The organism is Glycomyces endophyticus (assembly GCF_039531525.1).
GTDB classification, from domain to species: domain Bacteria; phylum Actinomycetota; class Actinomycetes; order Mycobacteriales; family Micromonosporaceae; genus Glycomyces; species Glycomyces endophyticus.
In genome coordinates this window covers 76,836-101,713 of sequence record NZ_BAAAQF010000015.1, presented here as the reverse complement: position 1 = coordinate 101,713, position 24,878 = coordinate 76,836, and the positions used below count along the sequence as shown (strand labels likewise).

At 71.3% G+C, this 24,878-nt stretch carries 21 protein-coding genes, 2 tRNA genes and 1 pseudogene; 18 read left to right on the top strand and 6 right to left on the bottom strand.

What is annotated here, in order from left to right:
- The gene (locus tag ABD419_RS17880; protein WP_344488944.1) at positions 1-603 is read left to right on the top strand and encodes a GAF domain-containing protein; all 603 of its coding nucleotides are present in this window, start codon (positions 1-3) and stop codon (positions 601-603) included.
- A gap of 84 nt (positions 604-687) precedes the next feature.
- Here the strand turns inward: ABD419_RS17880 and ABD419_RS17875 are convergent, their stop codons facing one another.
- Complete coding sequence (locus ABD419_RS17875) at positions 688-1,887, bottom strand: acyl-CoA dehydrogenase family protein (protein WP_344488942.1); 1,200 nt, start codon at positions 1,885-1,887, stop codon at positions 688-690.
- 372 nt (positions 1,888-2,259) lie between these two features.
- On the opposite strand from ABD419_RS17875, the gene ABD419_RS17870 reads away from it, so the two are divergent.
- The 3 genes from ABD419_RS17870 (at position 2,260) to ABD419_RS17860 (ending at position 5,213) form a co-directional block, all read left to right on the top strand.
- Positions 2,260-3,978: a bifunctional metallophosphatase/5'-nucleotidase gene (locus tag ABD419_RS17870; protein ID WP_344488940.1), complete on the top strand. Its 1,719-nt coding sequence runs from the start codon at positions 2,260-2,262 to the stop codon at positions 3,976-3,978.
- A 153-nt stretch (positions 3,979-4,131) separates the two neighbouring features.
- The gene (locus ABD419_RS17865; protein WP_344488937.1) at positions 4,132-4,908 is read left to right on the top strand and encodes a Bax inhibitor-1/YccA family protein; all 777 of its coding nucleotides are present in this window, start codon (positions 4,132-4,134) and stop codon (positions 4,906-4,908) included.
- Between the two features lie 5 nt (positions 4,909-4,913).
- Positions 4,914-5,213, top strand: coding sequence for a hypothetical protein (locus ABD419_RS17860; RefSeq protein ID WP_344488934.1), 300 nt, complete (start codon positions 4,914-4,916; stop codon positions 5,211-5,213).
- Here ABD419_RS17860 and ABD419_RS17855 read toward each other — a convergent pair.
- Positions 5,210-7,291 (bottom strand): FUSC family protein, encoded by a 2,082-nt coding sequence (locus ABD419_RS17855; protein ID WP_344488931.1) that lies wholly within the window; start codon positions 7,289-7,291, stop codon positions 5,210-5,212. The genes ABD419_RS17860 and ABD419_RS17855 overlap by 4 nt on opposite strands.
- Positions 7,292-7,348: 57 nt before the next feature.
- Here ABD419_RS17855 and guaA point away from each other — a divergent pair, with 57 nt between their 5' ends.
- The gene (gene guaA / locus ABD419_RS17850) at positions 7,349-8,893 is read left to right on the top strand and encodes a glutamine-hydrolyzing GMP synthase (protein WP_344488928.1); all 1,545 of its coding nucleotides are present in this window, start codon (positions 7,349-7,351) and stop codon (positions 8,891-8,893) included.
- A gap of 64 nt (positions 8,894-8,957) precedes the next feature.
- Positions 8,958-9,878 (top strand): NUDIX hydrolase, encoded by a 921-nt coding sequence (locus ABD419_RS17845; RefSeq protein WP_344488925.1) that lies wholly within the window; start codon positions 8,958-8,960, stop codon positions 9,876-9,878.
- A 27-nt stretch (positions 9,879-9,905) separates the two neighbouring features.
- Here ABD419_RS17845 and ABD419_RS17840 read toward each other — a convergent pair whose 3' ends face one another.
- Positions 9,906-11,156 carry a phosphatidylserine decarboxylase gene (locus tag ABD419_RS17840; RefSeq protein WP_344488922.1) on the bottom strand — a complete coding sequence of 417 codons (1,251 nt, stop codon included), beginning with the start codon at positions 11,154-11,156 and terminating at the stop codon, positions 9,906-9,908.
- Between the two features lie 227 nt (positions 11,157-11,383).
- Between ABD419_RS17840 and ABD419_RS17835 the strand changes: the two genes are divergently transcribed.
- The 4 genes from ABD419_RS17835 to pcrA all read left to right on the top strand — a co-directional run bounded on the left by ABD419_RS17835 (position 11,384) and on the right by pcrA (position 16,799).
- Positions 11,384-12,505: a Cys-Gln thioester bond-forming surface protein gene (locus ABD419_RS17835; protein ID WP_344488919.1), complete on the top strand. Its 1,122-nt coding sequence runs from the start codon at positions 11,384-11,386 to the stop codon at positions 12,503-12,505.
- Between the two features lie 390 nt (positions 12,506-12,895).
- Positions 12,896-13,996, top strand: a complete 1,101-nt coding sequence (locus tag ABD419_RS17830) for a Cys-Gln thioester bond-forming surface protein (protein ID WP_344488916.1) — start codon at positions 12,896-12,898, stop codon at positions 13,994-13,996.
- Positions 13,997-14,134: 138 nt separating this feature from the next.
- Positions 14,135-14,506, top strand: coding sequence for a chorismate mutase (locus ABD419_RS17825; RefSeq protein WP_344489214.1), 372 nt, complete (start codon positions 14,135-14,137; stop codon positions 14,504-14,506).
- Positions 14,507-14,570: 64 nt separating this feature from the next.
- The gene (gene pcrA, locus ABD419_RS17820; protein ID WP_344488913.1) at positions 14,571-16,799 is read left to right on the top strand and encodes a DNA helicase PcrA; all 2,229 of its coding nucleotides are present in this window, start codon (positions 14,571-14,573) and stop codon (positions 16,797-16,799) included.
- On the opposite strand, the gene ABD419_RS17815 is transcribed toward pcrA, so the two are convergent.
- Positions 16,796-17,575, bottom strand: a complete 780-nt coding sequence (locus ABD419_RS17815) for a M23 family metallopeptidase (protein WP_344488910.1) — start codon at positions 17,573-17,575, stop codon at positions 16,796-16,798. The genes pcrA and ABD419_RS17815 overlap by 4 nt on opposite strands.
- Positions 17,576-17,759: 184 nt before the next feature.
- Entirely contained in the window at positions 17,760-18,719 is a 960-nt protein-coding gene (locus ABD419_RS17810) for a biliverdin-producing heme oxygenase (protein WP_344488907.1), read from the bottom strand.
- Positions 18,720-18,995: 276 nt separating this feature from the next.
- Between ABD419_RS17810 and ABD419_RS17805 the strand changes: the two genes are divergently transcribed.
- From ABD419_RS17805 to ABD419_RS17775, 7 genes are all read left to right on the top strand, one after another.
- Positions 18,996-19,292 carry a hypothetical protein gene (locus ABD419_RS17805; RefSeq protein ID WP_344488904.1) on the top strand — a complete coding sequence of 99 codons (297 nt, stop codon included), beginning with the start codon at positions 18,996-18,998 and terminating at the stop codon, positions 19,290-19,292.
- Between the two features lie 39 nt (positions 19,293-19,331).
- Positions 19,332-21,857, top strand: a complete 2,526-nt coding sequence (locus tag ABD419_RS17800; protein WP_344488901.1) for a putative bifunctional diguanylate cyclase/phosphodiesterase — start codon at positions 19,332-19,334, stop codon at positions 21,855-21,857.
- A gap of 97 nt (positions 21,858-21,954) precedes the next feature.
- Positions 21,955-22,027 (top strand) — tRNA-Thr (locus ABD419_RS17795).
- Positions 22,028-22,101: 74 nt separating this feature from the next.
- Positions 22,102-22,173 (top strand) — tRNA-Met (locus ABD419_RS17790).
- A 96-nt stretch (positions 22,174-22,269) separates the two neighbouring features.
- A complete protein-coding gene (gene rpmG / locus ABD419_RS17785) occupies positions 22,270-22,440 on the top strand; it encodes a 50S ribosomal protein L33 (protein WP_091052442.1) in 171 nt (56 codons plus the stop codon).
- 48 nt (positions 22,441-22,488) lie between these two features.
- The gene (locus ABD419_RS17780) at positions 22,489-22,878 is read left to right on the top strand and encodes an FAS1-like dehydratase domain-containing protein (RefSeq protein ID WP_344488898.1); all 390 of its coding nucleotides are present in this window, start codon (positions 22,489-22,491) and stop codon (positions 22,876-22,878) included.
- The gene (locus ABD419_RS17775; protein ID WP_344488895.1) at positions 22,875-23,291 is read left to right on the top strand and encodes a MaoC/PaaZ C-terminal domain-containing protein; all 417 of its coding nucleotides are present in this window, start codon (positions 22,875-22,877) and stop codon (positions 23,289-23,291) included. The genes ABD419_RS17780 and ABD419_RS17775 overlap by 4 nt, the downstream gene beginning before the upstream one ends.
- Positions 23,292-23,333: 42 nt before the next feature.
- Here ABD419_RS17775 and ABD419_RS17770 read toward each other — a convergent pair.
- Positions 23,334-24,176 (bottom strand): annotated as a pseudogene (locus ABD419_RS17770) (3-hydroxyacyl-CoA dehydrogenase family protein); the annotation flags it as partial.
- Positions 24,177-24,201: 25 nt separating this feature from the next.
- On the opposite strand from ABD419_RS17770, the gene ABD419_RS17765 reads away from it, so the two are divergent.
- A complete protein-coding gene (locus tag ABD419_RS17765; protein ID WP_344488892.1) occupies positions 24,202-24,837 on the top strand; it encodes a cob(I)yrinic acid a,c-diamide adenosyltransferase in 636 nt (211 codons plus the stop codon).
- Positions 24,838-24,878: the final 41 nt, after the last annotated feature.

The window sequence follows — 24,878 nt, the reverse complement described above, 5'->3', positions numbered from 1 at the left end:
ATGTCCATGCCCGAGAACGAGTTCCGTCTCACGATCACGCCCGACGATCCGGGCGCCCCCGAACGGGTCGAACGCCTGCGCCGCCTCGGCATCGGCGACCTGCCGGACCCCGAGTTCGACGCGCTCGCCAAGGAGCTCACGGAGCTCACCGGCGCGCCGTACGCGATGGTGAACTTCATCGACCAGGACCGGCAGTACTTCGCGGGCCTCGCGGCCCCGGACGCCGACGCCGGGAACCAGGCCATCGCGGGCGCGGGCGAGGCGGTCGAGGTGGGCCGCGAGATGGACCGCGACCACGGGTACTGCCCGCACGTCGTGGTCCGCGGCAAGGCGCTCGTGCTCGGCGACGTGTGCGACTACCCGCGGTTCGCGGGGAACCCGGTGGTCGACAAGATCGGCATCCGCTCCTACCTGGGGGCGCCGCTCATCGATGCCGACGGGAACACCCTGGGGACGGTCTGCGTGGTCGACACCGAGACGCACGACTGGGGGCGGCCGGGCCTGGACATCATCAAGGGCATGGCGGCCAAGGTGATGGACCGCATCCGGGAGCGGACCGAGCCGCGCGACCCGTACGGCGGCGAGCACCCGCTCCAGGGGTAGTCAAGCGGCGCAGACGAAAAGAGGAGGCGGTATCCGCCTCCTCTTCCGCGTCCCGCCCCGGCCGATCCCTCCGGGTGGTGCGCGCTAGTGCACTGCGACGGCGCCGCCGTTCGCGGCGACGCGCTCGGACCACTGGCCCCTGGTCCGTCCCATCGCCGCCTCCGCGAGGCGGAGCCGCTGCACGTCGGAGGTCCCCGCGGGCGCGAAGATGTGGTACGCGTCCCGGAGGAACCGCTCGACCGGCCGCTCGGTGGTGAGGCCGATGGCCGCGTGGATCTCCATGGCCTCGCGCGCCGAGTCGAGTGCGGACTCGACGTTGACGAGCTTGGCGTTCATCAGCTCGATGTCGCAGGGCTTGCCCTGGTCGAGCAGGTCGGCGGCGTGGTAGGCGGTGATGCGGGCGGTCATAAGCCGCGAGGTGATCTGCCCGATCTTCTGCTTGATGTTGTCGAGTTCGGCGATGGGCTTGCCGTAGAGCTCGCGCTCGGTGGCGTATTCGACGGTGGCGTCGAGGATCGCCTGGTGGATGCCGAGCGACACGGCGGTGAGGTTGGCGCGCCCGTACAGGATCGACGACGAGTAGGCGACCGCGAGGCCGTCCCCCTCGTCGCCCAGCCGGTTCGCGGCGGGCACCCGGCAGTTCTCGAACAGCAGCTCGCCGAAGCTGAAGCCGTGCAGGCCCATCGTGGACTGCTGCGGCGCCAGCGCGAACCCGGGCCGGTCCGGCTCGACGAGGAAGGCCGTGAGCCCCTTGGGGCCCAGGCCGGTGCGCACGACCACGCCGTGGAGGTCGCCGACGTGGCTGTTGCCGACGAACACCTTGTGGCCGTTGAGGATGTAGTCGTCGCCGTCGCGCACGGCACGGGCGCGCATGCCGAGGACGTGGCCGCCGGAGGCGGTCTCGGTGACGGCGATGGTGGGGAGGCAGGTCCCGTCGGCGACCTTGGGCAGCCAGGTCTTCTTCTGCTCGTCGGAGCCGAAGTGGAGGATCTTGGCGACGCCGAGCTGGGAGGCCTGGACCATGGCGCCCATCGCGCCGGAGACCCGGGAGAGCTCCTCGATGACGACGGTCTTCGCCAAGTGGCCCATGCCCATTCCGCCGTACTCGGAGGGTATGGTGACGCCGAGCCAGCCCTGTGCGGCTATGAGGCGGGAGAGCTCGTGGTGGACGGTCTTGCGGGATTCCATTTCGGGGATGAGCGGGCGGACTTCGCGTTCGGCGAATGACCGAACCTGTGCTCTGAGGGTGTCATGCTCTTCGGTCGTGAAGTAGCCGGTCGTCAACGGGTAACCCCCCTGTGGGCGTGCGCTCGTCGATGTCCGCACCAGGTGCGGCGGTCCCCACCAAGTGACAAGCTGTATATGCGAAATGTTCTCGCAGTGACTGTAGCAACCGTTATCGCATGGGGCAAGGGTCGGCAAAGTGGACGTACGACGGTTACGTGCCGGTAATGAACCGTTGGTGCGCAACGCAACCGATTGGTCCCAGATACCGGGAGTGAAGGGTGCGCGAACGGTGACCACGTGCTACGGCCGCGATCCGTTGCCCGGCCTTCGCGAAGGCGTTATGCTGCGTTGACTCGCGGGCAATCGTCCCATGATTGGATCTAGGGGATGTCCGCCCCGCCCATCGACCCCACCCCCGTACGGAGAGCCATGTTCAACTTCAAACGCCGCGCGGTCGCGGCCGCGGGGGCGCTCGCCCTCGCGGCGACGACGCTCGCGGTCGGCGCCTGGTCGTTCGGTCCCGGCAACGGCCACGGCCACGGCCGCGACGTCGACCTGCAGCTGCTGGCGATCAACGACTTCCACGGCAACATCGAGGCCTCCTCGAGCCTGACCTGGCCCGGGCACACCGCGCCGGTCGGCGGCGCCGAGTACCTCGCGACCCACCTCGACCTGGCCCGTGAGGGCGAGCGCTACTCGACGACGGTGGCCGCGGGCGACCTCATCGGCGCGAGCCCGTTCATGTCCGCGGTCTTCGACGACGAGCCGACCATCGAGTCGCTCAACGCCATGGGCGTCGAGGTCTCCTCGGTCGGCAACCACGAGTTCGACGCCGGGTTCGAGGAGCTCAACCGCATCATCGAGGGCGACGACGACTTCGAGGGCGCCGACTTCCCCTACCTCGGCGCGAACGTCGTGAACGAGACCACCGGCAAGCCGGTGCTCGACCCGTACTGGATCAAGAACTTCGGCGGCGGCGTCAAGGTCGGCTTCATCGGCATGACCCTGGAGGGCACCGGCTCGATCGTCTCCCAGTCCGGCATCGAGGGCCTGGTCTTCAAGGACGAGGTCGAGACCGCGAACAAGTACGCCCGCGAGCTCAAGCGCAAGGGCGTCAACGCGATCGTGGTGCTCCTCCACGAGGGCGGCGTGCCCGTCACCGAGGACACCGGCCACGACTGCGAGTCCGCCGCGGGCACCGCGACCGGCATGTCCGGCCCGATCGTCGACATCGCCGAGACCATGACCCCGCTCGTCGACGTCATCGTCTCCGGCCACACCCACCAGGAGTACGTCTGCTCCGTGGACGATCCGAACGGGAACCCGCGCCTGGTCACCTCCGCGTCGAACTACGGCCGCGTGTTCACCGAGATCGACGCGACGTACGACAAGCGCACCAAGGACATCGTGCGCTCGACCGTGGTCGGCTCCAACACCGTCGTCACCCGCGACGTCGAGGCCGACGGCGACCAGACCGACATCCTGGAGGAGTACGGCCCGCTCGCGGCCGAGGCCGGGAACCGGATCGTCGGGTACATCGACGAGGACATCAAGCGCGGCGCCACCAGGGCGGAGGAGTTCCCGCTCGGGAGCCTCATCGCCGACGCGCAGCTGTGGAACACCGCCGGCGCCGACACCGGGGGCGCCGAGATCGCGTTCATGAACCCCGGCGGCGTCAGGGCCGACCTGCTGTACGCGCAGGGCACGCCGGGCGAGGCCACGTACGCCGAGGTGTTCACCGTGCAGCCGTTCGCGAACTACGTGGTGACGCTCGACCTCACCGGCGCGCAGATCCTCGCCGCGCTCCAGCAGCAGCTGCCGAGCGCGAGCCGCTCGACGACGCTCGTGCTCCAGGTCTCCGAGGGCTTCACGTACACGTGGGACAAGACGAAGACCGGCACCGACCAGATCGTGGCCGACTCGCTGTCGCTGAACGGCGAACCGATCGTCGCCGACCAGACCTACCGGGTCACGGTCAACTCGTTCCTCGCCGACGGCGGCGACTCCTTCGCCGCGTTCGCCGAGGGCGAGAACCGCCTCTTCGGCGAGCTCGACGTCGACGCGTTCGAGGACTACATCACCGAGTTCGGCACGGCCGCGGCGCCGCTGCAGGCCCCCGAGCTCGGCCGGATCACGATCGTCTCGTAGCCGATCCTGAATAGATTCACAGCTGGCGGGCGCCTGACGGCCCCGCCAGCTGTCGTATTCGAAGCGGTTACCGGATAGTCTGGTACCACCCTGAACATTCACGGAGGACCTCAGGTCATGGCAATGCAGAGCAGGAACTCATCCCTTCGCAGCATGGCGAAGGCCCAACACAACGAGCAGCAGCACATGGGCGCCGCGTACGGCCCCTACGGGCAGATGACCCAGGCCCCCCAGGCCCAGTCGATGACCATCGACGACGTCATCGTCCGCACCGTCGCCCTCGTCGGCGCGACGTTCGTGGCCGCCCTCCTGACCTACGGCATGGTCGGCAGCGGCGACGCCTCCTCCGTGGGCACGGCCGGGATGCTCATGGCCCTCGGCGGCCTCGTCAGCATCGTCGTCATCATCTTCTCGATCTTCAAGCCGGTTACGAACCCCTTCGTGGCCTTCGCGTACGGCATCGGGCAGGGCCTCGTCCTCGGCGGGTTCAGCGCGATCATGGAGGCCCAGTTCTCGGGCATCGTCGTGAACGCCCTCGTCGCGACCATCCTTGTGTTCTTCGGCATGCTGGCGCTCTACAAGTTCCGCATCCTCAAGAACTCCCCGGTCTTCACCAAGGTCATCGTCGGCGCCGGCTTCGGCATCGCCGGCCTGCTCCTGGTGAACTTCGTCGCGAGCCTCTTCAGCGTCAACCTCGGCCTGTTCGCCACCCCCGGCGGCGACCCGACGACGCTCCAGTGGATCATCGCGATCGCCCTCACCCTCTGGGCCGCGTTCTCCTTCATCCTCGACTTCGACATGATCGAGTGGTCCGCCCAGAACGGCGCCCCGAAGAAGTACGCGTGGGCCGGCGCCTTCGGCCTCACCGCGGGCCTCATCTTCCTGTACTGGAACCTGCTCCGCCTCCTGTCCTACTTCCAGGGCGAGTAGCGGACTTGAGCTCCGAACTCGAGCGGGCGATCGGGCGCGTCGTCGAAGGCACGCGCCACTGGTCGCCCGCTCGCTGGCGTCCCCGGGCCGACGCGATGCACGGCCTCGTCCAGGCCCTCGCCGACATCGCCGCCGACGCCGAGGACCGCCCGCGGCGCCCCGTGCCGCGCCTGCCCCACGACATGAGCCTCCCCGACCAGCTCCAGGTCGTCGGCCTCGACCTCATCGAGCTCGAACCCCTCGACCCCGCGCACCGGGCGCGGGCCGACGCGGCCGTGCAGGCCGCCAGGGACGCCCTCCTCTAGTCGATCCACCCGGTCATCACCAGCGCCGCGTCGTCGAGCGCGTCCACCACGTTGTCCGACTCCCAGCGGAGCACGTTCCGCCGCGTGCGGGTCTCGCGGTCCTCGATCGCGCCGAGGCGCCGGTCGAGGCGCTTGGTCGCGTCGCTCAGGTCGACCCCGCGCGGCGGCGCCGCGCTCCGCGCCAGCGCCGCCAGCCGCATGTACGCCGAGTCGAGGGCGTCGGCGAAGTCGTCGACGCCCGCCAGCCCCGGCGCCTCTTCGTCGCGGCCGAGGGTCGCGTTCACCGCCACCAGGGCCCGCGCGGCGCGCGAGAGCGCCGCCTCCGCGCCCAGCACGTCGCCCGAGAGCGGCCCCGGCCCGCCGATCGGCTCGGCCTTCGCCTGGTCGGCGGCCTGCGTGAGCGCGGCCCGGCGGGCCCTGACCTGGTCGATCGCGGCGTGCATGGTCTTGCGGTCGTAGTCGTCGGGGTGGGCCTGCCGGTCGAGCACCAGCCGCGCGTAGTCCCGGTAGGCGTCGACGAGGTCGCCCAGGAGGTCCCCGAGGCGGCGCGTCTGCCAGGTCGGGACCAGCACGTAGAAGCCGATGGCGAGGGCCGCGCCCGCCACGGTGCACACGCCCCGGTCGAGGGCGCCCAGCAGCGGGTTCTCGCCGGTGAGGTCGATCTGGAACACGGTGAAGCCGGAGACGGCGGCCGCGAACACGAGCATCGACACCGGCCGCAGCAGGTAGGCGACGAGCGCGAACGCGAGGATCGTGAGGCTGATCCACACCTGGTCGCCGGGGATCACGAGCCCGAGCAGCGAGGCGAGGAGGACGCCGCCGATGGTGCCGACCGCGCGCGTGGTGCCGCGGGTGAGCGTCCCCGAGAAGTCCGCCTGGAGGACCAGCCACGCGGTGAGGGGGATCCAGTAGCCGTGGTCGGTGGGCCACAGCAGGCCGATGGTCATGGCGAGCGCGATGACGCCGGCGCGGCGCAGTGCGTGGTGGATGACGGGGTCGCGGCGGTGGAGGCGGGCGCGGAGCTGGCCGAGGGCCTGGCGGGCGGTGGAGGAGACGTGCGCGAGCGCGGGGTCGGCGACGACGGCGTCGCCGCCCGCGGTGATGCGCTCGGCGAACCCGCCGGTGTCGTGGAGGGTGCGCAGGAGCCCGCCGATCTCGGTGGGCATGGTGCCGGTGGCGGTCGCCATGGGGTTCTGGGACAGGCCTGCGAGGAGGTCGTCCCAGTCGAGGTCGGCGGGGCGGCGGGCGGTGATGCGCCCGGCGAAGTGGGTGAGGAGCCGGGCGGCCATCTCCAGGGCCTCGGAGTAGAACGCGACGGTGTCGCGGTCCTGGGCGTCGGCGCGGGCGCGCGCGGAGGCGGTGCGGCCGATCGCGGCGGAGACGGCGTAGATCTGGCGGCGGGCCTCCAGGATCGCGGCGGGCAGGACCCGGCGCCGGTCGAGCTCGCGGGCGGCCTCGTGGAGGGACTCGGTGTCGAAGGGCGCGTTCGGGTTCGACGCGAGCGCCTCGGCCTCGGCGGCGAGCGCGAGCCAGGCCTCGGCGAGGGTGCGGCGGTCCTCGGCCCACCGGAAGTACGGGGGCAGGAGCGCCATGAGCGCCTGGAGGACCCCGCCGGCGAGGACCGCGGCGGCCGCGAGCGCCACGGTGGTGCCGGTGGTGATGTGCTCGGCGAGGAAGAACATGATGCCGGAGACGGTGAACGTCACGCCCGCGACGTGCGTCACCGAGCCGACGAACGTGAGCGTGAACGCATAGGCGGCCGCGGCGGCGACCAGCACGATCGGCTGCTCGATCGCGCCGAGCACGACCCCGAGCGCGCCCGCGAGCCCGACGAGGAGCGGCAGCGACGGGCCGGTGCGGGTGCCGGGGGTGAGGAGGGCGACGCCGCCCAGCCACGCGCCCATGGACGCGGCCTGGCCCCAGCCCGGGTGGTCCAGGAGCGCCACGGCGGCCATCACCACCGCGATGCCGCAGGCCGCGCGCACCGCGAGCACAGGCGCGGCCTCGCCGGGGGTCCACGCCCTGAGGTCGTCGCCGACCCGGCGGAACGACTCGTCGACACCCGGGTTGTTGCGCACGCCCAAAGGGTAGCCGCGCCTACGGCTGTGAGCACCCTTACCGGTTACGCTGGTGGCATGCGACAAACGGTGCTGGTGGTCGACTTCGGGGCCCAATACGCGCAGCTCATCGCTCGCCGCGTCCGGGAGGCCAACGTCTACTCGGAGATCGTCCCCTCCTCCATGCCCGCGGAGGAGATGCTCGCGAAGGAGCCCGCCGCGATCATCCTGTCCGGCGGTCCTTCGAGCGTGTACGCCGAGGGCGCCCCGCAGGTGGACGCGGAGCTGTTCAAGGCCGGCGTGCCGGTGCTGGGGATCTGCTACGGGTTCCAGGCGATGGCGAAGGCCCTGGGCGGCACCGTCGCCAAGACGGGCCTGTCGGAGTACGGCGGCACCGAGCTCGACGTGCTGTGCGCGTCGAAGCTCCTCGACGGCCTCCCCGAGCACCAGTCGGTGTGGATGAGCCACGGCGACTCCGTGACCGAGGCCCCCGCGGGCTTCGACGTGGTCGCGACGACCTCGGGCGCGCCCGTGGCGGCGTTCGAGAACCTGGACCTGCGGCTCGCGGGCGTCCAGTACCACCCGGAGGTCGCGCACACCCCGCACGGCCAGGCCGTCATCCGCCACTTCCTGCACGACATCGCCGGCATCACGCCGAACTGGACGAACTCGGCGATCATCGACGAGCAGGTCGCGGCCATCAAGGCGCAGGTCGGCGACAAGCGCGTGCTGTGCGCGCTGTCGGGCGGCGTGGACTCCTCGGTGGCGGCGGCGCTCGTGCACCGCGCCGTGGGGGACCAGCTCACGTGCGTGTTCGTCGACCACGGGCTGCTGCGGGCCGGCGAGGCCGAGCAGGTCGAGAAGGACTACGCGCAGCTCACCGGCATCGACGTGCGCACCGTGGACGTCGCGGAGCAGTTCATCACGGCCCTGAAGGGCGTGACGGACCCCGAGGAGAAGCGCAAGATCATCGGCCGGGAGTTCATCCGCACCTTCGAGGCGGCCGCGCGCGGCATCGCCGAGGAGCAGGGCATCGACTTCCTCGTCCAGGGCACGCTGTACCCGGACGTGGTCGAGTCCGGCGGCGGCACCGGCACCGCGAACATCAAGAGCCACCACAACGTGGGCGGGCTCCCCGACGACCTCCAGTTCGCGCTGGTCGAGCCGCTGCGGACCCTCTTCAAGGACGAGGTGCGCGCGATCGGCCTGGAGCTGGGCCTCCCCGAGGCCATGGTGTGGCGCCACCCGTTCCCCGGCCCCGGCCTGGGCATCCGCATCGTCGGCGAGGTCACGCGCGAGCGCCTCGACATCCTCAAGTCGGCCGACGCGATCGCCCGCGCCGAGCTGACCGCCGCCGGCCTCGACCGGTCGGTGTGGCAGTTCCCGGTGGTGCTCCTCGCCGACGTCCGCTCCGTGGGCGTCCAAGGCGACGGCCGCACCTACGGCCACCCGGTGGTCCTGCGCCCGGTCTCGTCCGAGGACGCCATGACCGCGGACTGGTCGCGCCTGCCGTACGAGCTGCTGGCGCGGATCTCCACCAGGATCACGAACGAGGTCGCCGAGATCAACCGCGTGGTGCTCGACGTCACCTCGAAGCCGCCGGGGACCATCGAGTGGGAGTGAGCTCTCCCCGGGCACCGTTCGCAAGCTTCGCCGTGCCCACGTGAACACGCCGTACAGTTGAGGGATGCAATTCCGGATAGCTGCGTACGGGGAGGTACGTGACGAGAACGGCCGGGTCCTGCTGACCCGACGGAAGCGGGCGGGCCGGGAGTCCGGCCCCTGGCACCTGCCCGGCGGGGTCATCGACCACGGCGAGCCCCCGAAGCGGGCCGCCGGGCGGCTCGTGGGGGAGCACACCGGGTTCGAGGTGAGCGTCGGCGCGCCCCTGGAGGCCGTCGCCGTCGCCCGGCGCGGGGTCCACACGAACGCGATCCTCTACCGCGCCCGCGTCAGCGGCGGGCCCGACCCGGACTTCTCCGGGGAGGCCGCCGAATGGGTCGACCCGGCGCGGGCCGCGGCCGAGCCCCACTCGCCGTTCGTCTCGGCGGCCCTCGGGCTCGCCGACGACCGGCTCGCCGGGCGCGTCGACAAGGCCCCGCAGGAGACCCGCCCCGTCCCGCCCGCGAAGGCGAAGAAGGGCCGGCGGCGCCGCGGGCAGCGCTTCGGCGCGTACGGGGTCGTCGCCGACGGCGACGGCCGCATCCTGCTCGCCCGCATCGCCGAGGGCTACCCCGGCGGCGGCACCTGGCACCTGCCCGGCGGCGGCGTCGACTTCGGGGAGTCCCCGGAGGCCGCGGTCGCGCGCGAGATCTACGAGGAGACCGGTCAGGAGGCCCTGGTCGGGTCCCTGCTCAACGTCACGTCGTTCCGGCACCGCCGCGCCATCGGGCCCGAGGGGTACCCGCTCGACTGGCACGGGGTGCGGGCGATCTACTCGGCCACGGTGCCCGACCCGTCGGCCGCCCAGGTCGTGGAGGCCGCGGGGGGCTCCACCAGCGAGTCGCGCTGGTGGAACGCCGACGCGCTCGACGACCTGCCGCTGTCGGCGGCCGTCGAGGACGCCCTCCAGGTCGTGGACCTGAAGAACCTCGCCGCCCAGGCGTAGCCCCGGTCCGGCGCGTTCGGACGGGCGCTACCGCCAGCGGGCGATCACGGTCTCGCCGGCGCGGACCGGCTCGCCGGGGGCGACCGCCGCCTCGGCGGCGCCCGCGGGCAGGTACACGTCGGTGCGGGAGCCGAAGCGGATGAGGCCGTACCGCTCGCCCTTGGCGACGGACGCGCCGGGCTTGGTGCGGTTGACGATGCGGCGCAGGACCGCGCCGGTGCGCTGGGCGATCACGACGCGCCCGCGGGGGGTCGCGAGCACGGTGTAGCAGGCGGCGTTGTGCTCGGCCTCGGCCGTGCCGACCTTCGAGTAGCCGCCCTTCTCGGTGAACACGTCGACGACCTCGCCGGCGACCGGCGAGCGGTTGATGTGCACGTCGGTGAGGGACAGGTACGCGGCGATCCGCAGCCACTCGGCGCCGGCCGCGCCGGTGGCGGCGCCGAAGCGCTCGTCCACGACGGTCTCGACGGCCATGATGCGGCCGTCGGAGGCGGCGGTGACCGCCTCCGGCTCGTCGTCCTCGCCGCGCAGGTCGGCGTCGCGCTGCGGGTCGCGGAAGAACGCGGCGACCGGGACGGCGGCGAGTGCGGGCAGCAGCCACGCCTTCGAGGAGGGCCGGATCTTCCTGGCGGCCCAGGCGGTCCCGAAGAGGAGCCCGGCGGCGATGACGCCGTTGGAGTCGAGGTGCAGGTTCGGGGTGACCGCGACCGAGGAGGCGCGCCAGGCGGGGGCGAGGTCCTCGGCGGGCGCGATCGCGCGCGGCTCGCCCTCGTGCTTGGAGGCGGAGCCGATGCGGAGCTTGTGGATGCGCACGGGCGGCAGGGAGCGCACGATCAGGTCGGTGCCGATGCCGTAGTCGGCGACCAGTTCGGCGATCTCCTCGCGGGCGGGCGCGGTGAGGGTGGCGGCGAAGGAGAGGACCCCGCCGGGCGCGACCTTCTCGCGCAGGAGCGCGATGTCGTCGATGAACGCCTCGGCCTCGACGGTGACGGGGCCGGCGAGCATGACCTCCTCGGCGGGCGCGGCCTCCTGGAGGGACGCGACGGCGGTGACCCCGCCGGCGGTCCAGGAGCCCTCGGCGGCGAGCGACGCCCGAAGGTCCTCAATGGAGTGCGAGTCGGCGACGACGGTGAGCCGGTCGGCGGGCATGAGCGCTTCGAGGGCGGCCGTCAGCACCGGGTTCCCCCAGGACGCGCCCACGACCAGCCCGGTCTTGGGGCCCCTCCGCCGGGCGAATTCGTCGGTGATGCCGCGAGCGGCGGCTTTCGAGATCGGCATGACTCCGACTATAGAGCGCGCCGCGAGTGGTCCCGGCTCGCGCTCGCGTGTTGCGCGAGTGCCGGAAGCGACCCTTGCCCTGATTTGGGATCGTACTTTCGGAGGATTCTCCACATCGTTCGGGGGAGAGCCCGAGCCCCCGCGCGGGCGGCCCTCGTTTCCCCTCTTGTCAGGAAGCCTCCCGCGGCCTCACACCTCACATCCACTCCCAGGGGGACCGAATCACGATGAGTCTCAAGACGATCCGCACTCCGCTCGCCGCGACCGCGGTGCTCGCAGCCGTCCTCACAGGAGGACCGGTGTTCGCGCAGGAGGAGGCCGAGCCGATCACGGGCGTCCCCTCCGCCGAGCCGGGCCTGGAGCTCCGCGGCCGCCTCGACGGGGAGCGTTTCGACGTGTGGGCCAACCTCCTCGGACTCACGCCGGACGGCTCCGAGGAGACGTACACGGTCTACTGCATCGACATCCGCACCCCGCTCGACACCGAGAGCCCTTACGCCGAAGGCGACTGGGAGGAGTCGGGCGTCGCGAACCTCGAGTCGGTCCGCTGGGTCCTGTTCAACGGCTACCCGAACATCGGCGCCGCGGACCTCATCGAGGCCTCCGGCGGCGAGGTGAACCCGGACTGGACCGACGCCGAGACGGCCGAGGTCGCCTACGCGGGCACCCAGGCCGCCGTCTGGCACTTCACCGACGACTGGGAGCTGCTGACCGACAACCCGGTCAAGGGCGGCAACGACGGCGAGGACGAGGCGGTCCTCAAGGTCTACGAGCATCTCACCGAGGACACCGGGCGCGTGCCCGACCCGTCCGAGTTCGTCGTCGACCTCGAAGGCGAGGAGGACGCGGGCTACGAGGACGGCCGGTTCGGCCCGTACACGGTCCGCTCCAACGCCGGGCCCGTCGCGCTCGAAGCCGAGGGCGGCCGCCTGGAGCAGGCGAACGGCGACCCCGTCGAGTCCCTCGAGGACGGCGACGAGTTCTGGATCGTCCTGGAGGAGGACAGCAGCGAGATCACGGTGACCGGCACGGCCGCGTACGACCTCCCGGTCGGACGGGTCTTCCTGGCCACCACCGAGGCGTCCCTCTCGGGCGACGCCGCCAACCGGGTGATCTCCGGCGACTCCCAGAAGCTCATCCTCGCCGAGCCGCGCGAGGGCGAGGTGCCCGCCGAGTGGAAGTTCGCGCTCGACGCCCCCACCGACCGGCCCTCCGAGTCCGGCGGCGGCGCGCAGCTCCCCGAGACCGGCGCGAACCTCACCGTCGCGTTCGCGGCCGGCCTGGCGCTCCTCGTCGGCGGCCTCACCGCCACCGCGTTCGCCAAGCGCCGCAGCGGCACGACCCACTAGACCTCACGGACGCGGGCGGGCTCGGGCCCGCCCGCTGCCGCAGGAGCGTTCCGGACCGATTCGCCGGTCCGGACCGGGCGCGCTCCGCGGTTCTGCAACACGCCCGGCGCATGGTGCGGCCGGAACCGGGGCAAGCGATCCGCCCCGGTTCCGGCCACTCGTGTCACGGCAGTGCGATCCCGTCACCGTCCCCACCGCACCGCATCAGTCGATACCGAATCGTTATAGTGGCGCGCCTCTCCGAGGTCGCGCCGCTTTCGTTGCCCCGCAACCGGTCCCCAGTTCAACGACGTGGTGCCCCCTGATGCAACCGGCGGAGGGCCGCTAACGTGTCGTGAGGAAGATTCAACGCGTCAATCCCTCGGAAAAGCAAAGGGACTTCAACGAATGATGAGCAAAGCCCTGAAAGGGACGGTCGCCGCTGCGGCGGGCGTCATGCTCGGACTCAGCGGCGTCGCCGCGGCCCAAGCGCAGGACGAGGAACCCACCCCGTCGGGAGCCTCCGGGACCGTCGTCGAGGAGCCGGGGATCCGCCTGCACGGCGAGACCCAGGACCCCACCGCCGTCATGCTCGGCCTGGACCTCGGTGACGGCGAGACCCGCACCGTCTACTGCATCCAGATCACGGTGGGCCTCGAGGACAGCCTGATCCACGAGGAGCGCCCCTGGGAGGACATCCCGGTCGAGGACCTCCCGCTCGTGCTCGGCGTCCTCCTCAACGGCTACAACGGCGCCAACGCCGCCGAACTGCTCGAGGCCGCCGGCGTCGCCGCCGAGAACATCGACCCGTTCACGGCCGACCAGGTCGCCTACGCCGGCACCCAGGCCGCCATCTGGGAGCTGACCGACGGCTGGGAGATCACCGCCGCCGACCCCACTGAGGGCGACGCCGGCGTCGACACCGCGGTCCTCGCGGTCCACGACTACCTGATCGCGAACTCCGAGCCCGTCGAGGAGCCCGACTTCGAGCCCTACTTCGAGGTCGACGACTCCGAGGCCGTCACCGACGGCACCGTGGTCGGCCCCTTCACCGTCTCCACCAACTTCACCTCCGTGGAGTTCTCCCAGCCCGAGGGCGCCACCGTCGTCGACGAGAACGGCGACGCCGTCACCTCCTTCGCCGACGGCCAGGGCTTCTACGTCGAGTTCGACGAGGCGGCCTCCAGCACGGTCACGCTGACCACCGACACGATCACCTGGACCACCCCCGCCGGCCGCACCTTCGTGCCGGTCGACGCCGAGGGCGCCGACGTCGAGGGCCAGCGCCTCATCCTCGCCGAGGAGCACACCTCCGAGTACGCCGCCGAGCTCGAGTTCGAGATCGTCGTCGAAGAGGTCCCCAGCGAGTCCCCCAAGCCGCAGCTCCCCGTCACCGGCTCCAGCCTGACCTACGTCGCCTCCATCGGCGGCGCGGTCCTGGTCGCCGGCGTCGTCGCGATGGTGCTCATGCGCCGCCGCGCCGCCCGCGCCGACTGGGGCTCGGACGCCTAAACACCAGGCGAACACTGCGATAACCACCACACGCCCGCTGGTCCGACCGGCGGGCGTGTGGCATACTTGCGGCGTGACTCAGAGCGCGCGATTTTACTTTTACTACGGCCGGAACCGTCCGAGCCGTAGGTCGTCGCGCTGAACACAGACCTACAGGCCCCGGGCGGAACAACCGCCCGGGGCCTTTTTGACGCTCAGGGCCGACCGCCCGGACCGGAACCCGAATCCGCTCGCAAGGAGACCCTGATGACCGCCAAGACCGAAGTGACGACCGACGAGCTCGAAGCCCTGCGCACCGAGATCAACACGCTCGACGACGAGCTCATCCGCATCTGGAACCGCCGCGCGGCCGTCTCCAAGCGCATCGGCGAGATCCGCATGGCGAACGGCGGCACCCGCCTCGTCCTCGACCGCGAGCGCGCCATCCTCGAGAAGTACCGCACCGCCCTCGGCGAGGACGGCGTCCAGATCGCCATGCTCGTCCTCCGCGCCGGCCGCGGACCGCTCTAGCGCACACGGACGGGTGACGGCCGCGCCGAAGAGTGTCATACCCGGCGCGGCATAATTGACGGCGATGAACGACCTCCTGACCGGCCTCAACGAACCGCAGCGCCAAGCCGTCGAGCACGCGGGGTCCCCGCTGCTCATCGTCGCGGGCGCCGGTTCGGGCAAGACGCGCGTCCTCACCCATCGCATCGCGTACCTCCTGGGCGAGCGCGGCGCGCACCCCGGCGAGATCCTCGCGATCACCTTCACGAACAAGGCCGCCGCCGAGATGCGCGAACGCGTCGACGCCCTCATCGGCCCGCGCTCGCGCGCCATGTGGGTCCTCACGTTCCACTCCGCATGCCTGCGCATCCTCCGCCGCGAGGCCCACCGGCTCGGCTGGAAGCAGAGCTTCACGATCTACGACACCGACGACGCCCGCCGGCTGCTCACCCAGATCGTCAAGGAGCTCGGCCTCGACTCCAAGAAGCACTCCCCGCGCTGGCTCGCCGCCGAGATCTCCCGGCTCAAGAACGAGCTCATCGGCCCCGACCAGGCCGCCTCCAGCGCCGACGACGCCCGCACCAAGCTCGTCGCCGACGTGTACGCCCAGTACGACGAGCGCCTGCGCCTCGCCCAGGCCGTCGACTTCGACGACATCATCGGGTCCACCGTGCACCTGTTCCGGGCCTTCCCCGAGGTCGCCAAGTCGTACCGGATGCGCTTCCGGCACGTCATGGTCGACGAGTACCAGGACACCAACCACGCCCAGTACACCCTCGTGCGCGAACTCGTCGGCACCGGCGACGACCGGGCCGAGCTGTGCGTCGTCGGCGACGCCGACCAGTCGATCTACGCGTTCCGCGGCGCCACCATCCGCAACATCATCGAGTTCGAGCGGGACTTCCCCGACGCCAAGACGATCCTGCTGGAGCAGAACTACCGCTCCACGCAGACGATCCTCGACGCCGCCAACGGGGTCATCCGCAACAACACCGAGCGCGGCCGCGAGAAGCGCCTGTGGAGCGACGAGGGCCCCGGCGGGCGCATCCTCGGCCACACCGGCGACAACGAGCACGACGAGGCGGCCTGGGTCGCCGGGCGGATCGACGAGCTCGTCGACGCCGGCGACACCAGCTTCGGCGACACCGCGATCTTCTACCGCACCAACGCCCAGTCCCGCGCGTTCGAAGAGGTCTTCGTGCGCCGCGGCATCCCGTACAAGGTCGTCGGCGGCGTCCGGTTCTACGAGCGCAAGGAGGTCCGCGACATGCTCGCGTACCTCAAGCTCACCGCGAACCCCGACGACACCGTCTCGGCGATGCGCGTGGTCAACAACCCCAAGCGCGGCGTCGGCGACCGCGCCGTCGCCGAGGTGGAGGCGCTCGCGGCGCGGCTGCGGATCTCGTTCCCCGAGGCGCTCCACCGCGCCGACGAGTCCGCCGGGATCTCCTCCCGGGCCCGGCCCGGGATCAGGCGGTTCTGCGAGATCATCGACGCCGCCACCGAACTCGCCAAGACCGCGCCGCCCGAGGAGGTCCTCGACCGGCTCATCGCCGACACCGGGTACCTCGAAGGGCTCGAGCAGTCCAAGGACCCGCAGGACGAGGGGCGCATCGAGAACCTCCAGGAGCTCGTCGCCGTCGCCCACGAGTTCACCGAGCAGGTCGTGCGCGGCACCGTCGACGACGACGAGGCCGACCTCGAGGCCGACGTGCCGTCCTTCCTGGAGCACGTCGCGCTCGTCTCCGACGCCGACTCGATCCCCGACCCGGAGTCGCAGGAGGGCGGGGTCGTCACCCTCATGACCCTGCACACCGCGAAGGGCCTGGAGTTCGACACCGTGTTCCTCACCGGCCTCGACGACGGCCTGTTCCCGCACGAGCGGTCCATGAACAAGCCGGGCGACCTGGAGGAGGAGCGGCGCCTCGCGTACGTGGGGCTCACCCGCGCCCGCAAGCACCTGCACCTGACGCGGGCCGGCACCCGGAACGTGTTCGGGCAGCCCGAGTACTACGCCGCCAGCCGGTTCCTCGCCGAGATCCCCGGCGACCTCATCGAGTGGTCGGAGTCCGCGCCGCCGCCCGCGCGCGTCGTCAAGTCGAAGTCGCCCTCGTTCGGGCAGCCGATCGTCATGCGCAACTCCGGCGACGTGCCGGTGCTCGACGTCGGCGACCGGGTCACCCACGACAAGTACGGGCTCGGCCGGGTGGTCGAGCTCAAGGGCTCGGGCCCGCGGGCCCAGGCGCGCATCGACTTCGGCGACGGCGAGCCCAAATGGGTGATCCTGCGGCTGGCGCCGGTCACGAAGCTCTAGCGGAGGTCGAGCCCGGCCTCGGAGAGGTAGTTCAGCGGCTCGACCGGCCGCCCGTCCACGTGCACCTCGAAGTGGACGTGGGAGCCGAACGAGAAGCCGGTGTTCCCGGCGTCGGCGATGTGGGTCCCCGCGTCGACCCACTCGCCGGGGCCGACGCTGATCGCGGAGTTGTGGGCGTAGTACGTCTCGACGCCGTCCCCGTGGTCGATGATCACGAGGTTCCCGAAGCCGGACTCCCAGCCCGCGTGCTTGACGGTGCCGGGGTACGCGGCGTAGACCGCGTCGCCGGTCTCGGCGTCGAAGTCGACCCCGTTGTGGTTGCGGCCCCAGCGCTGGCCGAACAGCGACGTGATGGTGATCTGGTCGAGCATCGGCCGCCACTGGATCTGCGCGTCCTGCGCGGTCACGGGGGTCGCGCGCGAGGACTGCGCGGCGTCGTCGGCGGTCGCGGCCGCGGGGGACGCGGCGGCGCCCTCGACCGAGCCGGAGGCGGTCCCCTCGGGGACGCTCGCCTCGGCCGCGAGGGCGGCGATGTCGTTCACGGCCCGCGACGGGGCGGGCTCGTCGCCCGACGGCATCCCGGAGGCGGTCGCCATCGCGACGATGGAGGCGCCGGCGACGGCCGAGCCGACGACGGCGGTGTAGCGGCGCTGGGTCCCCGCCAGGAGCGGGGAGAGTTCGGCGGCCCACGAGGCGCGGTGCTGGCCCCTCGTGCGGTGCGGCCGGGCGGCGTGGCGCCTGATCGGCACGGCGGTCACCGGTCCGGTGTCGGACAACGAATCTCCCGGGTCGTGGACTGACTCATCGGGCGGGGCGGCGGGCCGCGGTCTGGCGCGGGCTCCGGGGGGCCGTCCGTGAGCTTGGCAACCGGCCCACGGTAGCGCCGCGGACGCCGGGCGGGGGAGATTCGTCACCGCCCGGCGTGTCGCGACAATCAGGACAATAGGGAAACGGTAGGGGTCAGGCCTCGAGCCGTTCCTTCGATTCGGTGAAGATCCGCACGATCTCGGGGCGGACCTCGGCGCGCTCGGTGAGCGGGCGGGCCCACGCGACGCGGATCGCGACCTCGCCGCCGTCGACGGCGGCCGCGAAGTCCGCGCCCTCGCCGTCGAAGCCGGTCATGCGGGCCGAGGCCGCCTCCGGCCGCCCGCCGGCGCCGCGGCAGATGACCAGCGTGTCCTCGGCGTGGTCGTGGTTCATGTGGTGGCAGATCGCGGCGACGACCTTGGGGTCGAACGGGTTCCTCCCGAGGTTCGCGCTCAGCTCCGAGAGGACCGCGCCGTTGTGGTCGTAGGCGCGGAGGATCTCGTCCACGAGCGCGGCCTTGGCGTCCTCGGGCAGGTCGACCGCGTCGAGGCGGGACCGGTACTCGTCCTTGAAGGCCTTGGGGCCCTTGATGCCGGAGAAGACGTAGAAGGACGCGCCGTCGTCCTCGAAGCCGTAGTTGCGGCGCGCGGCCTTCCCGAACGCCTGGCCGCCGGAGAGGTCGCCGAGGTAGCGGGTGTAGGCGTGGGCGATGTACCCGCCGGGCTCGGCGGCGGCCTCGGTGATGCGGTCCACATAGTCGCGGGTGGAGGAGAGCGGTTCGATCCCCGAGCGCCACTTGGGCCCCATCAGGAACTTCAGGTCCGCCTCGATCGACGCCAGGCGGGCGAGTTCGTCGAAGACGAACGGCCCCGCGACCGGGTCGTCCGCGAGCCGGTCGCCCGCGGCCTCGATCGCCTCGTAGACGAAGAACTGCTGCGCGTGCCAGCGGGTGTAGTCCGCTTCGGACAGCGAACCGTCGAAGAGGCGGTCGAACAGCCCCGGCTCGCGCTTGCCGTCCGCTTCGGCGGAGGGGTCGAGCCCCTGGTGGCGCGACCACGATGCCTCGCGGATCCGGGCCGAGAACGACATCGCGGAGGCGGTGTCAGCAGACATGGGCGTCATTCCTTATCAAGATGTGGTCGTCTTCGAGAGTAAGGCAAGCCTAACCTATACCGGTCCACCGTGTCATGGGCTGCGAACGGCCGACCCGTCAGCGAACGCCCCCGGGTCATCGGAGACAATGGCCTCCGGCCCTACTCGCACGTAGGGCTGAACCGGAAAGAGCGCGAGAATCACGGTCGCAAGCCTTCCCTACTGCGACGCGACTGTGGCACCATGGGCTCAACTGGTCCCCTTGACAGCACGTACCCACCACTCACGGGAGGCCCTGTGAAACCGGCCCACATCTTCAAGAAACTCGGCGCCGCCGTCGCCACGGGTCTCATCCTGCTGGGCCTGATGGCCGGCACGGCCGCCGCCGCGGGAGGCAGCTCCGGCGAGGTCGGCAGCGCGAACGGCGGCAGCTCCGGCGAAGTCGGCTCCGTCACCATCGCCAACGGCGGCGGCAGCTCCGGCGAAGTCGGCTTCGTCTCCCCCTCGAACGGCGGCAGCTCCGGCGAGGTCGGGTCCCCCGGCATCGACGGCGAGCCGCTCATGTCCACCCGCAGCTCCGGCGAGGTGGCGTGACGAGCGCCGCCTCGGCGGTCTCCTGACGGGAGCCCGGCGGTGACGAGGACACGGTTCGCGGGGCTGTACCGCGTCCTGCCGTGGATCATCACCAGCCTGGTACTGGCGTTCGGGGCCGGATCACTCCTGTGGTACGGCCCCCCGCCCGACTTCCCGATCCTCAAGCTCCTGGTCTTCGTCCCCGCGTTCTGGATCTCGCAGACCCTGCTGATCCAGCACCACGCGCGCGGACTGCGGATCTCGTTCAACCTCACCGACGTGCCGCTGGTCGTCGCCCTGATGTACCTCGACCCGTTCTGGGTCATCGCCGCCCGGTGCGCGGTCTCGATCGTGCACTACATGGGCCGGTACCTCCGCGAGGACATCGGCGTGCTCAAGCCGCTGTTCAACGTCGGGCTCACGACCTCCGGCACCGCGGTCGCGGTGATCTTCGTCCAGGTCCTCGGCGTCGGCGACCCGGTCGACCCGTACACCTGGCTGGTGCTGCTCGGCGCGATCGTCACGGTCGGCCTCTTCACCACCCTCCTCATCTCCGCGCTGCTGTACTCGCTCTCCGGCTGGGACAGCGTGGCGAAGGCGTGGATCGCGTTCTTCGTGACCCTCATCGGGCCCCTGCTCGCGGCCTGCATCGGCGTGCTCTTCGTGGTGCTGCTCGACGCGACCCTGTGGTCCGCGGTGCTCATCGGGCTGGTCGTCCTCGGCTTCGTCTACCTGGCGCGCAGCTACATGGCGCTGCGGCGCCAGCGGCAGGTCCTGCGCGAGCTCAACGACTTCACGCAGCTCGTCGTCGACTCCGTCAGCTCCAACCGGCTCATCGACGCGATGCTCGGCCGCCTGCGCGACATCCTCACCGCCGAGTCCGCGACCGTGTGGGTGCCGAAGTCGGGCCGGTACCCCGAGATCCGGCTCACCTCCCGGCTCGACGACGCCGGCCTCACCGACCTCGACCCGATCCCCAGCGTCCTCCAGCGGGGCGTCATGGAGTCGGGGACCGGGGTGCTGCTGAGCTCCCGGAACGGCACCAAGGCGCAGAAGGCGGCGCTGGAGGAGGCCGGGCTGCGCGGGGCCATGCTGGTGCCGCTCCGCTCGGGCGACGAGGTCTACGGCTGCCTCTCGGTGTCCGACCGCATCGGCGGCGAGATCTCGCACTTCGTCCCCGTCGACCTCCAGCTCATGGAGACCATCGCCGCGAACGTCGGCATCGCCGTCCAGAACGAGCGGCTCCTCGACCAGCTCCGGTACGACGCCTACCACGACCCGCTCACGGGCCTGCCGAGCCGCAGGCGCTCGCTCCAGGCCCTCCAGGAGGCCCTGTCGATCACGGTCCCGAACGAGGTCGTGGCCGTGTTCATGTTCGATGTGGACTCGCTCCACGAGATCAACGACGCGCTCGGGCACGAGGCCGGCGACACCGCGCTGCGCGAGATCGCGCGGCGCCTCAAGGACCAGGCCCCGGCGGCGTCGTTCATCGGGCGGATCGACTCCGACGAGTTCATCCTCCAGACCCGCCTCGCGTCGACCGAGGCCGCGGTGGAGACCGCGCGGCGGCTGCGGGCCGGCATCCAGGGCCCGTTCGAGGTCGGCGGCGTCGCCGTCAGCCTCTCGGCGGCCGTGGGCGTGGTCACGCACCCGGACTTCGCGGCCGACGCCGATGAGCTCCTCAAGCGCGTCGACGGCGCCACCAGGCAGGCGAAGACCGCCGCGGACGGCGTCCAGCTCTACCACGCCGGGCTCGAGTCCGAGAGCCTCCGCCGCATCGGCCTCGCGGCCGACCTGCGCCGGGCCCTCGACCGCGGCCGGCTCGAAGTGCACTTCCAGCCGAAGGTCCGGCTCGACCGAGACTTCGACGCGGGCGGGGCCGTCGTCGGCGCCGAGGCGCTCGTGCGGTGGCCGCACCCGACCTACGGGACCGTCGCGCCCGAGGAGTTCATCCCGATCGCCGCGTCCACCGGGCAGCTCGGCCAGCTCACCGACACCGTCCTGGACGAGGCCCTGCGCCGCTCGGCCGAGTGGGCCGGGGAGGACGGGCCGCTGCCGATGTCGGTCAACCTGTCGCCGCGCACGCTCGCCGACGCCGCGTTCCCCGACCGGGTCGCGGCGCTCCTGGAGCGCCACGGCGTGCCGCCCGAGCGCCTGACGTTCGAGATCACCGAGGACGACGTGGTCTCGGGCGAGCCGCGGCTCACGCCCGCCCTCGACCGGCTTCACGAGATGGGCGTGCGCCTGTCCGTGGACGACTTCGGCGCCGGGTACTCCTCGCTCGCGTACCTGCGGCGGCTGCCCGTCCAGGAGATCAAGATCGACCTCCGCTTCGTCCAGGGCATGGCGACCGACGACGACGACAAGGCGATCGTGGAGGCCGTCCTCGGCCTCGCGAGGCACTTCGCGATCGACGTGGTCGCCGAGGGCATCGAGTCGCACCAGACCGTCGAGCAGCTCCGCGAGCTCCACTGCGAGGCCGGCCAGGGGTACTACTTCTCCCGCCCGCTGCCGCCGGACCGCTTCGCCGCGTGGCTCGACGGCCAGGGGTGGACCCGCGGCCAGGCACGCCTGCGGGTCGTCTGAGCCGGCGCTGTGGCCCGCACCGCAACGCGGGCCCCGGTACCGCGGTTCGGGCGCCGTCATGTACTCTTGTCAAGGCCGCGAGGGAAGCCTCGCGAACGCCCCCTTAGCTCAGTCGGCAGAGCGTCTCCATGGTAAGGAGAAGGTCTACGGTTCGATTCCGTAAGGGGGCTCGGAAACACCTCGAAGCGAGAGCGGACTGGTGTTGTACTGCTCACCCAGAGCCATCTGGCGGCAGTGAGCACACGGCGGTGTAGCTCAGTGGTAGAGCAAACGACTCATAATCGTTGTGTCGGCAGTTCGATCCTGCCCATCGCTACTTTTGGCAATCGGCGACCACTGCGTTACGCTGGTCGCCGTTTTGTTTTGCAGGGAGAACCCGCCGACCGGCGGGTTCCGCTAGAGGAAGGCACTCATCGTGGCCAAGGCTACCGACGTTCGCCCCAAGATCACCATGGCGTGCGTGGAGTGCAAGGAGCGCAACTACATCACGAAGAAGAACCGGCGGAACAACCCCGACCGGCTCGAGCTCAAGAAGTACTGCCCGCGCTGCAAGACCTCGCAGGTCCACAAAGAGACCCGCTAGTCTTCCCCGCCCCGGTACATGCTCGACGCTTCGTATGTGGGCCGGTCCTTGCCGACCACCGAACCGGTGGCGGTCACCGCCGCGTCGGTGACCCGCTTCGCGGAGGCCCTCGGCCTCCCCGACACCGGTGCGATACCCCCTACCTACCTGATCTCGCTGACGCTGCCCGCGGCGGACCGGCTCATCGACGACCCCGACTTCGGGCTCGACTGGGGCCGCGTCCTCCATCGCGAGCAGCGTTTCGCGTACCACCGGGAGCTCCGCGCCGGTGACGTGCTCACCGTGACGGTGACCATCGAGTCGATCAAGACCGTCGCCGGGAACGACCTCCTCTCCCTCCGCACCGCCGTCGACTCCCAGGACGGCCTCGCCGCCGAGGTGTGGACCACCCTGTTCGTCGCCGCCGCGACCGACGACCCCGCCGGAGACCCCCAGTGAGCCTCGCAGACCTCGCCGTCGGCGAGACCGTGTTCACCGCCTCCTACCCCGTGGAGCGCGCCAACCTCGCCGCGTACGCCGAGGCCTCCGGCGACCGCAACCCGATCCACCTCGACGAGGCCGCGGCCAAGGCCGCCGGGCTCCCCGACGTGATCGCCCACGGCATGTACACGATGGGCCTCGTCTCGCGCGCGATCCTCGAATGGGTCGCCGACGCCGGGATCGACGCCCGCCTCACCGACTTCACCGCCCGCTTCGCCAAGCCCGTCGTCGTGCCCGCGGGCGGGACGGCCGTCGAGGTCGAGGGCAAGGTCCGGAAGGCCGCCGACGGTGCCGTCGAGCTGGCGATCACCGCGACCAGCGCCGGCGAGCGGGTGCTGGCACCCGCCCGCGCGACGCTGACCGCGTCCTAGGGACCGGGCCGCGGTCGTCCACAGCCCTGTGGATAACCCCTCGTAGTCGAAGAACCCCTTGCCGCTCTTGCGGCCGATCTCGCCCGCGGCGACCATCCGGCGCAGCAGCGCCGGCGGGAAGAACTGCGGGTCCGCGGTGTCCTCGTAGATGTTCTCGGTGGCGTGCGCGATGACGTCGATCCCGGTGAGGTCGGCGGTGGCGAGCGGCCCCATCGGGTGGCCGAAGCCGAGCCGGCAGGCCGTGTCGAGGTCCTCGGCGGAGATGACGCCGTTCTCCACGAGCCGGGCCGCCTCGTTGATGAGCGCGCAGATCAGGCGGGTGGTCGCGAAGCCCGCGACGTCCCGGTTGACGACCACGCAGGTCTTCCCCGCGGCCTCGGCGAAGGCGCGGGCCTTCGCGAGGGCCTCGTCGCTCGTGTGGATGCCGCGCACGAGCTCGCACAGCTGCATCATCGGGACCGGCGAGAAGAAGTGGGTGCCGACCACGCGCTCGGGGTGGGTCGCGGCCGCGGCGATCTCCGTGATCGGGATGGCCGAGGTGTTCGTGGCGAGCACCGTCTCGGGCGCGACGATCCCGGAGAGGCGCCGGAAGACCTCCTGCTTGACCGGGAGGCGCTCGAAGACCGCCTCGACGGCGATCTCGGCGCCCGCGGCGGCCTCGAGGCCGGTGGCGGTCGTGATCCGCGCGAGCGCCGCGTCGGCGGCCTCCGCGGTGGTCTTCTCCTTGGCGACGAAGCGGTCGAGGGAGGAGCGGATCGCCGCCAGCGCCCGGTCGAGCGCCCCCTCGTCCGTGTCGATCAACGTGACGTCGGAACCGCCGAGGCTTGTGACCTGTGCGATCCCGGAACCCATGAGTCCTGAACCGATTACCGCGACTTGTGTCATGGGGGGAGGCTATATGGTCGTGGGTATGGCGGTCAATCTCACCAGGATCTACACCAAGACGGGCGACGACGGCACGACCGGGCTCGCCGACTTCACCCGCGTCCCCAAGACCCATGTGCGGCTCGCCGCGTACGGCGACGTGGACGAGGCCAACGCCGTGATCGGGTCGGCGCTCGCGCTCCACACCGGGGAGATCGGCGAGCGGGAGGCCGAGATCCTGCTCGCGGTCCAGAACGACCTGTTCGACGTCGGGGCGGACCTGTCGACGCCGGTGGCCGCGGACCCGAAGTACCCGCCGCTGCGGATCGACGAGTCCTATGTGGTGCGTCTGGAGGGCTGGATCGACGAGTGCAACGCCGATCTGGAGCACCTCCGGTCGTTCATCCTGCGGGGCGGGACGCCGGGTGCGGCGCTGCTGCACCAGGCGTGCACGGTCGCGCGGCGGGCGGAGCGCTCGGTGTGGGCGCTGCTGGAGTCCGAACCGGACGTGACGCACGCGGTGCCCGTGACCTATCTGAACCGGCTCTCGGACCTGCTGTTCGTGCTGGCGCGCAAGGCGAATCCGGGCGGCGACGTGCTCTGGGCGCCGCGGGGCTCGCAGGGGTTACCGAGCGGGCACTCGCGGCGTGTTGTGAAATCGTTACGGCGCGACGGGGTGTGACGTGCTTGACGAGAGCGATAACACGAGTCAGGATATGAGCG

Bases quoted from the DNA above. Each gene is read 5' to 3' on its own strand.
- ABD419_RS17880 (WP_344488944.1), top strand. From the start codon at position 1: ATGTCCATGCCCGAGAACGAGTTCCGTCTCACGATCACGCCCGACGAT.
- ABD419_RS17870 (WP_344488940.1), top strand. From the start codon at position 2,260: ATGTTCAACTTCAAACGCCGCGCGGTCGCGGCCGCGGGGGCGCTCGCC.
- ABD419_RS17865 (WP_344488937.1), top strand. From the start codon at position 4,132: ATGGCGAAGGCCCAACACAACGAGCAGCAGCACATGGGCGCCGCGTAC.
- guaA (WP_344488928.1), top strand. From the start codon at position 7,349: ATGCGACAAACGGTGCTGGTGGTCGACTTCGGGGCCCAATACGCGCAG.
- ABD419_RS17845 (WP_344488925.1), top strand. From the start codon at position 8,958: ATGCAATTCCGGATAGCTGCGTACGGGGAGGTACGTGACGAGAACGGC.
- ABD419_RS17840 (WP_344488922.1), bottom strand. From the start codon at position 11,156: ATGCCGATCTCGAAAGCCGCCGCTCGCGGCATCACCGACGAATTCGCC.
- ABD419_RS17835 (WP_344488919.1), top strand. From the start codon at position 11,384: ATGAGTCTCAAGACGATCCGCACTCCGCTCGCCGCGACCGCGGTGCTC.
- ABD419_RS17830 (WP_344488916.1), top strand. From the start codon at position 12,896: ATGAGCAAAGCCCTGAAAGGGACGGTCGCCGCTGCGGCGGGCGTCATG.
- pcrA (WP_344488913.1), top strand. From the start codon at position 14,571: ATGAACGACCTCCTGACCGGCCTCAACGAACCGCAGCGCCAAGCCGTC.
- ABD419_RS17810 (WP_344488907.1), bottom strand. From the start codon at position 18,719: ATGTCTGCTGACACCGCCTCCGCGATGTCGTTCTCGGCCCGGATCCGC.
- ABD419_RS17765 (WP_344488892.1), top strand. From the start codon at position 24,202: ATGGCGGTCAATCTCACCAGGATCTACACCAAGACGGGCGACGACGGC.